The sequence below is a fragment of the Pseudomonas arcuscaelestis genome (assembly GCF_016881005.1).
Taxonomy (GTDB): domain Bacteria; phylum Pseudomonadota; class Gammaproteobacteria; order Pseudomonadales; family Pseudomonadaceae; genus Aquipseudomonas; species Aquipseudomonas arcuscaelestis.
The window spans coordinates 258,916-265,071 of sequence record NZ_JACOPV010000009.1 but is presented as its reverse complement, the minus strand read 5'-3'; the positions used below and the strand labels follow the sequence as shown (position 1 = coordinate 265,071).

6 protein-coding genes are annotated in these 6,156 nt (G+C 62.4%); 3 read left to right on the top strand and 3 right to left on the bottom strand.

Features of this window, described 5'->3' with window-relative positions; genetic code table 11:
* Positions 1-187: 187 nt before the first annotated feature.
* From intI1 to H8F21_RS16240, 3 genes are all read left to right on the top strand, one after another.
* Entirely contained in the window at positions 188-1,201 is a 1,014-nt protein-coding gene (intI1, locus tag H8F21_RS16250) for a class 1 integron integrase IntI1 (protein ID WP_000845039.1), read from the top strand.
* A 374-nt stretch (positions 1,202-1,575) separates the two neighbouring features.
* Positions 1,576-2,136 (top strand): recombinase family protein, encoded by a 561-nt coding sequence (locus H8F21_RS16245; RefSeq protein ID WP_003090771.1) that lies wholly within the window; start codon positions 1,576-1,578, stop codon positions 2,134-2,136.
* Between the two features lie 3 nt (positions 2,137-2,139).
* The gene (locus H8F21_RS16240) at positions 2,140-5,106 is read left to right on the top strand and encodes a Tn3 family transposase (protein WP_003090772.1); all 2,967 of its coding nucleotides are present in this window, start codon (positions 2,140-2,142) and stop codon (positions 5,104-5,106) included.
* A 22-nt stretch (positions 5,107-5,128) separates the two neighbouring features.
* Here H8F21_RS16240 and H8F21_RS16235 read toward each other — a convergent pair whose 3' ends face one another.
* The 3 genes from H8F21_RS16235 to H8F21_RS29785 form a co-directional block, all read right to left on the bottom strand.
* Positions 5,129-5,422, bottom strand: coding sequence for a hypothetical protein (locus H8F21_RS16235; RefSeq protein ID WP_203585021.1), 294 nt, complete (start codon positions 5,420-5,422; stop codon positions 5,129-5,131).
* A gap of 119 nt (positions 5,423-5,541) precedes the next feature.
* On the bottom strand, positions 5,542-5,808 hold the full coding sequence (locus H8F21_RS29840) for a response regulator transcription factor (RefSeq protein WP_328824498.1): 267 nt from the start codon (positions 5,806-5,808) through the stop codon (positions 5,542-5,544).
* Complete coding sequence (locus H8F21_RS29785) at positions 5,796-6,116, bottom strand: response regulator transcription factor (protein ID WP_268963074.1); 321 nt, start codon at positions 6,114-6,116, stop codon at positions 5,796-5,798. The genes H8F21_RS29840 and H8F21_RS29785 overlap by 13 nt, the downstream gene beginning before the upstream one ends.
* Positions 6,117-6,156 lie beyond the last annotated feature (40 nt).

Below are 6,156 nucleotides of genomic sequence, written 5' to 3'. Positions count from 1 at the left end.
GCGGGGTCTAGCCGCCGGCTCTCATCGAAGAAGGAGTCCTCGGTGAGATTCAGAATGCCGAACACCGTCACCCTGCTGCGTAACATCGTTGCTGCTCCATAACATCAAACATCGACCCACGGCGTAACGCGCTTGCTGCTTGGATGCCCGAGGCATAGACTGTACAAAAAAACAGTCATAACAAGCCATGAAAACCGCCACTGCGCCGTTACCACCGCTGCGTTCGGTCAAGGTTCTGGACCAGTTGCGTGAGCGCATACGCTACTTGCATTACAGCTTACCAACCGAACAGGCTTATGTCCACTGGGTTCGTGCCTTCATCCGTTTCCACGGTGTGCGTCACCCGGCAACCTTGGGCAGCAGCGAAGTCGAGGCATTTCTGTCCTGGCTGGCGAACGAGCGCAAGGTTTCGGTCTCCACGCATCGTCAGGCATTGGCGGCCTTGCTGTTCTTCTACGGCAAGGTGCTGTGCACGGATCTGCCCTGGCTTCAGGAGATCGGAAGACCTCGGCCGTCGCGGCGCTTGCCGGTGGTGCTGACCCCGGATGAAGTGGTTCGCATCCTCGGTTTTCTGGAAGGCGAGCATCGTTTGTTCGCCCAGCTTCTGTATGGAACGGGCATGCGGATCAGTGAGGGTTTGCAACTGCGGGTCAAGGATCTGGATTTCGATCACGGCACGATCATCGTGCGGGAGGGCAAGGGCTCCAAGGATCGGGCCTTGATGTTACCCGAGAGCTTGGCACCCAGCCTGCGCGAGCAGCTGTCGCGTGCACGGGCATGGTGGCTGAAGGACCAGGCCGAGGGCCGCAGCGGCGTTGCGCTTCCCGACGCCCTTGAGCGGAAGTATCCGCGCGCCGGGCATTCCTGGCCGTGGTTCTGGGTTTTTGCGCAGCACACGCATTCGACCGATCCACGGAGCGGTGTCGTGCGTCGCCATCACATGTATGACCAGACCTTTCAGCGCGCCTTCAAACGTGCCGTAGAACAAGCAGGCATCACGAAGCCCGCCACACCGCACACCCTCCGCCACTCGTTCGCGACGGCCTTGCTCCGCAGCGGTTACGACATTCGAACCGTGCAGGATCTGCTCGGCCATTCCGACGTCTCTACGACGATGATTTACACGCATGTGCTGAAAGTTGGCGGTGCCGGAGTGCGCTCACCGCTTGATGCGCTGCCGCCCCTCACTAGTGAGAGGTAGGGCAGCGCAAGTCAATCCTGGCGGATTCACTACCCCTGCGCGAAGGCCATCGGTGCCGCATCGAACGGCCGGTTGCGGAAAGTCCTCCCTGCGTCCGCTGATGGCCGGCAGCAGCCCGTCGTTGCCTGATGGATCCAACCCCTCCGCTGCTATAGTGCAGTCGGCTTCTGACGTTCAGTGCAGCCGTCTTCTGAAAACGACAAACTGGATGTCAGGCAAGGCGCATCACGCCGTCAGAATAGAGTCCGCTTTCACATTCTTTGACACATGCTTGCCAAGGTCATAGATTTCAGCCTGACAAATTCAAGGCTTCGGGCGCAATGGAACCAAAAACCAACGCAAGCCCTGCCGCCCATCCAGCCCATGGAGGCATCTTGCAGGGACAACGCATCGGTTACGTCCGGGTCAGCAGCTTCGACCAGAACCCGGAACGCCAACTTGAACAGGTCGAGGTCGGCAAGCTGTTCACCGACAAAGCCTCGGGCAAGGACACCCAGCGTCCCCAGCTGGAGGCCATGCTCGGTTTCGTTCGCGAAGGCGACACCGTGGTGGTGCACAGCATGGATCGCCTGGCACGAAACCTCGATGATTTGCGCCGCCTGGTGCAGAAGCTGACCCAGCGCGGTGTGCGCATCGAGTTCTTGAAGGAAGGCCTGGTGTTCACCGGCGAGGACTCGCCGATGGCCAACCTGATGCTGTCGGTCATGGGGGCCTTTGCCGAGTTTGAGCGCGCCCTGATTCGCGAGCGGCAGCGCGAGGGCATCGCCCTGGCCAAGCAGCGCGGTGCCTACCGGGGCCGCAAGAAAGCCCTCTCCGACGAGCAAGCCATCACGCTGCGGCAGCGGGCCGCTGCGGGCGAGCCGAAGGCGCAGCTCGCCCGCGAGTTCGGCATCAGCCGAGAAACCCTCTATCAGTACCTTCGCAAGGACGACTGAACCATGCCGCGTCGCTCGATTCTCTCGGCTACGGAGCGCGACACCTTGCTTGCGTTGCCGGAAAGCCAGGATGACCTGATCCGCTACTACACCTTCAACGACTCCGACCTGTCGCTGATCCGCCAGCGGCGCGGCGACGCCAACCGCCTGGGCTTCGCGGTGCAGCTCAGCCTGCTGCGCTACCCCGGCTATGCGTTGGGCACCGACAGCGAGCCGCCCGAGCCGGTCATCCAGTGGGTGGCCAAGCAAGTTCAGGCCGACCCGGCGAGTTGGTTGAAGTACGGCGAACGCGACGTGACTCGCCGCGAGCACGCCCAGGAACTGCGCACCTACCTACAACTGGCCCCGTTCGGCCTGTCCGACTTCCGCGCCCTGGTGCGCGAGCTGACCGAGTTGGCCCAGCAGACCGACAAGGGCTTACTGCTGGCCGGTCAGGCCCTGGAGAGCCTGCGACAGAAGCGGCGCATTCTGCCGGCGTTGAGCGTAATTGATCGAGCTTGTTCGGAGGCCATTGCGCGGGCCAATCGCCGAGTCTACCGCGCCCTGGTCGAACCACTCACGGACTCGCATCGGGCCAAGCTGGACGAGCTGTTGAAGCTCAAGGCCGGCAGCAGCATCACCTGGTTGACCTGGCTGCGACAGGCACCGCTGAAACCGAACTCCCGCCACATGCTCGAACACATCGAGCGGCTGAAGACATTTCAGCTGGTGGACTTGCCCGAAGGCCTGGGCCGACACATCCACCAGAACCGCCTGCTCAAGCTGGCCCGCGAGGGTGGGCAGATGACGCCCAAAGACCTCGGCAAGTTCGAGCCGCAGCGACGCTACGCGACCCTGGCCGCCGTGGTGCTGGAGAGCACCGCGACGGTGATTGATGAGTTGGTCGATCTGCACGACCGTATCCTGGTCAAGCTGTTCAGCAGCGCGAAGCACAAGCATCAGCAGCAGTTCCAGAAGCAGGGCAAGGCGATCAACGACAAGGTGCGCCTGTACTCGAAGATCGGCCAGGCTCTGCTGGAAGCCAAGGAAAGCGGTAGCGATCCCTATGCCGCCATTGAGGCGGTGATTCCCTGGGACGAGTTCACCGAGAGCGTCAGCGAGGCCGAGCTGCTGGCCCGGCCGGAAGGCTTCGACCATCTGCACCTGGTCGGCGAGAACTTCGCCACTCTGCGCCGTTACACGCCGGCCTTGCTGGAGGTGCTGGAACTGCGCGCTGCCCCGGCTGCGCAAGGCGTGCTGGCAGCCGTGCAGACCCTGAGCGAGATGAACGCCTACAACCTGCGCAAGGTGCCGGCCGATGCGCCCACCGCCTTCATCAAGCCGCGCTGGAAGCCGCTAGTGATAACCCCGGAAGGCCTCGACCGGCGCTTCTACGAAATCTGCGCCCTGTCCGAGCTGAAGAACGCGCTGCGCTCCGGTGACATCTGGGTCAAGGGCTCGCGGCAGTTCCGCGACTTCGACGACTACCTGCTGCCGGCAGAGAGGTTCGCCGCGCTCAAGCATGCGCAGGCTCTGCCCCTGGCGATCAACCCGAACAGCAACCAGTACCTGGAAGAGCGCTTGCAGCTGCTGGACGAGCAGCTGGCCACCGTCACCCGCCTGGCCAAGGACAACGAGCTGCCCGATGCCATCCTCACCGAGTCCGGGCTGAAGATCACCCCGCTGGATTCCGCGGTGCCCAATACCGCGCAGGCGCTGATCGACCAGACCAGCCATTTGCTGCCGCGCATCAAGATCACCGAACTGCTGATGGACGTGGACGACTGGACGGGCTTCAGCCGCCACTTCACACACCTGAAGGACGGTGCCGAGGCCAAAGACCGGACATTGCTGCTGTCAGCGATCCTGGGCGATGCAATCAACCTCGGGCTGACCAAGATGGCCGAGTCGAGCCCCGGCCTGACCTACGCCAAGCTGTCCTGGCTGCAAGCCTGGCACATCCGAGACGAAACCTACTCGGCGGCCCTGGCCGAGCTGGTCAACCACCAGTACCGTCATACCTTCGCCGCTCACTGGGGCGACGGCACGACCTCTTCTTCCGATGGCCAGCGCTTCCGGGCGGGTGGTCGAGGCGAAAGCACCGGCCACGTCAACCCGAAGTACGGCAGCGAGCCGGGGCGGCTGTTCTACACCCACATCTCCGACCAGTACGCACCGTTCAGCACCCGCGTGGTGAATGTCGGCGTGCGCGACTCTACCTATGTGCTCGACGGTCTGCTGTACCACGAGTCCGACTTGCGGATCGAGGAGCACTACACTGACACGGCTGGCTTCACCGATCATGTCTTCGCCCTGATGCACCTGCTGGGCTTCCGCTTCGCACCGCGCATCCGCGACCTCGGAGAAACCAAGCTGTATGTTCCGAATAGCGTCCAGGACTACCCGACATTGCGCCCAATGGTTGGCGGCACCCTGAACATCAAGCACGTCCGCGCCCATTGGGACGACATCCTGCGCCTGGCCAGCTCGATCAAGCAGGGCACGGTCACCGCCTCGCTGATGCTGCGCAAGCTCGGCAGCTATCCGCGCCAGAACGGCCTGGCCGTGGCCCTGCGCGAGCTGGGCCGGATCGAGCGCACGCTTTTCATCCTCGATTGGTTGCAAAGCGTCGAGCTGCGCCGGCGCGTGCATGCTGGACTGAACAAGGGCGAAGCCCGCAACTCCCTGGCCAGGGCGGTGTTCTTCAACCGCCTCGGCGAGATCAGGGATCGGAGCTTCGAGCAGCAGCGCTACCGGGCCAGTGGCCTCAACCTGGTGACGGCCGCCATCGTGTTGTGGAACACGGTGTACTTGGAGCGCGCCACCCAGGCGATGGGCGATGCGGGGAAGTCGGTGGATGGTGAGCTGCTGCAATACCTGTCGCCGCTGGGGTGGGAGCACATCAATCTGACCGGCGATTATGTCTGGCGGCAGAGCCGCAGGCTGGAGGACGGGAAGTTTCGGCCGCTAAGGCTGCCCGGAAAACCTTAGCGTACGATTTTTTCCGTTTTCTCTATTCGCCCCCAGTAGGACGGTACTCCACATGGTCCGGGTCCACCGGCTGTTGGCCGGTTGGCTGGGTACCGGTGACGGGCGTCGACCCACCCCAGGAGCGTGGCGGGTTTGTTGACACCGGCACCCACCAGGAGCCGTTGTGTAGTGCCAGTACTTCATAGTGCTGATGAGGTTGGTTCGACCAGCTCCACTGGGCGGTGATGTCGCCATACTGCCCGTGATTGCGTTGCCAGACTTGAACTTGTGGCCAGCTGCGGATTGTTGTTCCAGAAACGTAGAGGGTACGAGGCATGATGAACTCCTTGTCGATCAATGGTTCGTTGAGTACGCACCTGCCAAATGTTCTGTTCGATCGGGTAGCGAAGGGACAGGGAGAGCAGGCCAGCGCAGCATCGTACGGCGGTGCCAGTCCTACAACGGCACCGATGCCGTATTGACAGCGGCGCTTTCACTATCGGCTGCGCGGCCAAATGCACCCTCCTGTAACCCCCGCTCAATCAACAGCCAGCACACGGCAAGCTGGGCCGTGTCGCACAGCTCCACTTTCCTTAGGACGTTTTCGCGGTGTTTTCGGACGGTCAAGTCGCTAATGCCCAATTCGCGGGCGATACGCTTACTGCTCAAGCCTTTTGCGGCGAGCCTGGCGACGGTGAGCTCGCGGCCCGTTAGCCGAGCCACCAGCGCCAATAGACCGGGTCCGATGCGGAGGGAACCATATGCGGTGTGGCCGCCAGTACGAGCGCAACCAGTTCAACGGCATTGCTTGCACCATACTTTCGCAGCAGGTTGCCCCGGTGTTTGCGAACCGTATGCTCTCCGATGCCGAGCTGTCGCGCGGTTTGCTTGCAGCCCAGGGCTTGCAACATGCAAGCGAGGACATCTTGCTCGCGAGATGTGAGGAGCAGTCCTTGAACTGACGATAGGTTGCATTGTTCGATGGCCTCGGTTCCTTCCGACGACGTGACGCTTCCTAAGAGGGTGTTCATGCGCGGTAAAAGGAGCTGATTGCTGCGAGGTCTCCTGCCG